The 515-nt window shown below is 24.3% G+C and carries 1 protein-coding gene; it reads right to left on the bottom strand.

All coding sequences use genetic code 11. The annotated features are described in order from the left end of the window. Window positions 1–107 precede the first annotated feature (107 nt). A partial coding sequence (locus ACQY5W_RS13630; protein ID WP_428025510.1) for a DUF3095 family protein occupies window positions 108–515 on the bottom strand: 408 nt, incomplete at its 5' end.

Genomic DNA, 515 nt, shown 5'->3' on the forward strand with positions numbered 1-515 from the left:
AAACGAGAATGAAAATATTATCAAAAGAAGTAAGTGCTTAAAATTTAAATAATCATATCCAATAATTTGGATATGATTATTTTAGATACTTTGTTTTCACCTAAATCTTATTTATCTAATCTACTTTTTAACTCTTTTGCAGCAGCAGAATATCCTCCATTTGAACCGTCAATAAAATGAATATGTTTTCCATGTCTTTCAAAAATAAGACATGTCATTAAAGATGAATTTGATTTATGAATACCATAAATTAATTTTTTATTTGCAAATTCCTTTTCTAAATATTCTTCAAGTTTTTTTGTTTGAGTTTTATCTGTAGAGATTACCATTCTTAACATGTCATCAAACTTTTCAGTATCAGTTGTTCTTATTATTCTATTTTTGTAATTTCCCCATTGTCCAAGAGAGTATTTCATAAGGATAACACCAAGTAGATTTTCAATAAGAAGTCTTATAATCATAAAAAATTTAGAAAATATATTTGAAGAAAAAACTGAAGCTTCTGTATTTAAAAC

It is taken from the genome of Arcobacter sp. (assembly GCF_050300555.1).
GTDB lineage: Bacteria > Campylobacterota > Campylobacteria > Campylobacterales > Arcobacteraceae > Arcobacter.